Origin of the sequence: Streptomyces sp. NPDC060194, assembly GCF_042728285.1 — a bacterium.
Classification (GTDB): domain Bacteria; phylum Actinomycetota; class Actinomycetes; order Streptomycetales; family Streptomycetaceae; genus Streptomyces.
On sequence record NZ_JBHWZH010000276.1, the window covers coordinates 1 to 2,589 of the forward strand.

At 74.3% G+C, this 2,589-nt stretch carries 4 protein-coding genes and 1 tRNA gene; 4 read left to right on the top strand and 1 reads right to left on the bottom strand.

Annotation, left to right across the window (positions count from 1 at the left end):
* Positions 1–74: 74 nt before the first annotated feature.
* Positions 75–710, bottom strand: a complete 636-nt coding sequence (gene upp / locus ACFWEG_RS28795) for a uracil phosphoribosyltransferase (RefSeq protein ID WP_387220999.1) — start codon at positions 708–710, stop codon at positions 75–77.
* Positions 711–847: 137 nt separating this feature from the next.
* On the opposite strand from upp, the gene ACFWEG_RS28800 reads away from it, so the two are divergent.
* The 4 genes from ACFWEG_RS28800 to ACFWEG_RS28815 all read left to right on the top strand — a co-directional run bounded on the left by ACFWEG_RS28800 (position 848) and on the right by ACFWEG_RS28815 (position 2,498).
* On the top strand, positions 848–1,063 hold the full coding sequence (locus ACFWEG_RS28800) for a hypothetical protein (RefSeq protein ID WP_387221001.1): 216 nt from the start codon (positions 848–850) through the stop codon (positions 1,061–1,063).
* A 128-nt stretch (positions 1,064–1,191) separates the two neighbouring features.
* The gene (locus tag ACFWEG_RS28805) at positions 1,192–1,740 is read left to right on the top strand and encodes a hypothetical protein (protein WP_387221005.1); all 549 of its coding nucleotides are present in this window, start codon (positions 1,192–1,194) and stop codon (positions 1,738–1,740) included.
* A 151-nt stretch (positions 1,741–1,891) separates the two neighbouring features.
* Positions 1,892–2,320, top strand: coding sequence for a tRNA adenosine(34) deaminase TadA (gene tadA / locus ACFWEG_RS28810; RefSeq protein ID WP_387221004.1), 429 nt, complete (start codon positions 1,892–1,894; stop codon positions 2,318–2,320).
* A gap of 90 nt (positions 2,321–2,410) precedes the next feature.
* A tRNA-Ser gene (locus ACFWEG_RS28815) sits at positions 2,411–2,498 on the top strand.
* Positions 2,499–2,589 lie beyond the last annotated feature (91 nt).

A 2,589-nucleotide genomic window follows, 5' to 3' on the forward strand; every position in this document is an offset into this window, starting at 1 on the left:
GGGTGCACCCACGCGGGTTGGTCCCACCCCGCCCCTCGTGCGTCCGCCGGACCGTGGCCGGCACAGCGTCGGCGCTACTCCGCCGTGCCGTACATGCGGTCGCCCGCGTCACCGAGGCCCGGCACGATGTAGCCGTTCTCGTTCAGCCGCTCGTCCACCGCGGCCGTCACGACGGTGACCGGCGCGCCCGCGAGCTCGCGCTCCATGACCTCGACGCCCTCGGGGGCGGCGAGGAGCACCACGGCGGTCACGTCGTCAGCGCCGCGCTTGATCAGCTCGCGGATCGCGGCGACCAGGGTGCCGCCGGTGGCGAGCATCGGGTCCAGGACGTACACCTGGCGGCCCGACAGGTCCTCGGGCATCCGGGTCGCGTACGTCTCCGCCTGGAGGGTCTCCTCGTTGCGGATCATGCCGAGGAAGCCGACCTCAGCGGTCGGCAGCAGCCGGACCATGCCGTCGAGCATGCCGAGGCCCGCCCGGAGGATCGGCACCACCAGGGGGCGCGGGTGGGAGAGCTTCACGCCGGTCGTCGCGACGACCGGGGTCTCGATGTCGACCTGCTCGGTGCGCACGTCGCGGGTCGCCTCGTAGGCGAGGAGGGTGACCAGCTCGTCGGCGAGCCGGCGGAAGGTCGCGGAGTCGGTGCGCCGGTCGCGCAGGGTGGTGAGCTTGTGAGCCACCAGCGGGTGGTCGACGACGTGTATGCGCATGTCGTCAAGGTTAACCGCGCCGCGGGCCCGGTCGCGCGGCAGCGGCCGAGGCGGCATCAAACCCGCCCGGGACGGGAAGGGGATGTCCTACTGATCCCGGGTCGACCGGCCCGGACCCTGCCCGGGGGTGGAGAACGATGTCCGACCGCGCCGAGGAGAGCCAGCCGCGGCCCCGCGCCACGCCGCGCGAGCGGACCGACGCCTCCGACGCCGACGCCGAGCGGCGCCGCCGGCGCGCCCAGTTCCTGCGCGAGCGGGCCGAGGCGCTCGAACTGCGCGACCGCGTCCAGCCGCGCCGCGCCCGGGCCGCACGGATGCGGCAGCAGATGCGCATGCGCACCTTCCGCTGGTGACGACGGGCCGCTGGAAGAGCTGTTCGCGGAACCCGTGCACGACGCAAGAGCGGAAGACCTCTCGCGAACGCGATGTTTCTGCCACGATTCCGAGTGACCGGCTGCCTATGACCAGTGGGAGAGTCACGGTGTACTTCGCCGCACTGCTCGCGCGCACCGAAGACGGTTGGCAAGCGAGCGACACAGAACTCGACAACGTGGAAACCCTGTCCGACCTGAGCGACCTGGCCCGCGAGAGCGCCGCCGAGGCCGGGGGTCTCGACGACGAAACGGTTCTTGTACTGATCGAGCAGGAGGATGCCTGGTTCGGCGTGATCCGGGTGGACGGCGAGGAGGACCCGCGCGTCTACGTCTCGGACGCGGCCGCCGCGTCCCGCAGCAGCTACGGGGAGATCCTCCTCACCGACGAGCTCCTCGGCCGCGACCCCGCGCGCGCCGACGACCTCACCGTCCCCGACCTCGACGGGACCGAGGACGGTGACGGCCCCGACGAGACCGGGGCCGACGCGGGCGGCCCGGCCGACGACGCTGTGCCGGCCGGCCCGGTGGGCGAGGCCGCCCTCCTGGACGACCTGGGCATCTCCGAGAAGGAGCTGCTGTCGCTCGGCGTGGGGGACGCGCTCGGCGAGATCGCCGAGGTGCTCGGCGCGGCGGAGGTCATGGAGGCCGTGCGGTGACGCCGTCCCCACGGTGAGGGCGGCCGTGCGGTGACGCACGCGGCGGGGCCGTTCGGATAGGTTCCGCCGGGTGACGACAGATCCGAGCCCCGCACCGGACCCGCGCCGGGATGCCGCCCCCGATCCCGTACGGGACCCGTGGGAAGGGGCCATGCGGTCCGCCCTGGCCGAGGCCCGGCGGGCCGCGGAGGCCGAGGACGTGCCCGTCGGGGCGCTGGTCCTCGGTCCCGACGGGGCGCTGCTCGCCGCCGCGCACAACGAGCGGGAGGCCGGCGGCGACCCGACCGCGCACGCCGAGGTGCTCGCCCTGCGCCGGGCGGCCGCGGTGCTCGGCGCGTGGCGGCTGACCGGGTGCACGCTCGTGGTGACCCTGGAGCCGTGCGTGATGTGCGCGGGCGCGTCGGTGCAGTCGCGCGTCGCGCGGGTGGTCTACGGGGCGCGCGACGAGAAGGCCGGGGCCGTGGGCTCGCTCTGGGACGTGGTGCGCGACCGGCGGCTCAACCACCGCCCCGAGGTGGTCTCCGGGGTGCTCGGCGAGGAGTGCGCCCGGCAGCTCACGGCCTTCTTCCGGGAGCGCTGACCCGTCCGCGGTGACGCCGGGCGAGGCGCCCGGCGCGGCGCGCCGGAACCGATTTCTGGGAAGCGGCCCCTTTGGGCTAAGCTCTCTCTCGGTAGCGTGTCCGAGCGGCCGAAGGAGCTCGCCTCGAAAGCGAGTGATGGGTAACCCCCATCCGTGGGTTCAAATCCCACCGCTACCGCTTTCGACACCCCCCGACCGGGTCCCGGTCGGGGGGTGTCCTGCGTCCGGGGCCCGTCCGGCGGACGCGCGAGAGGCCCGACCGGTCGCGA

Coding starts and splice junctions, on each gene's coding strand:
- upp (WP_387220999.1), bottom strand. CDS start 710: ATGCGCATACACGTCGTCGACCACCCGCTGGTGGCTCACAAGCTCACC.
- ACFWEG_RS28800 (WP_387221001.1), top strand. CDS start 848: ATGTCCGACCGCGCCGAGGAGAGCCAGCCGCGGCCCCGCGCCACGCCG.
- tadA (WP_387221004.1), top strand. CDS start 1,892: ATGCGGTCCGCCCTGGCCGAGGCCCGGCGGGCCGCGGAGGCCGAGGAC.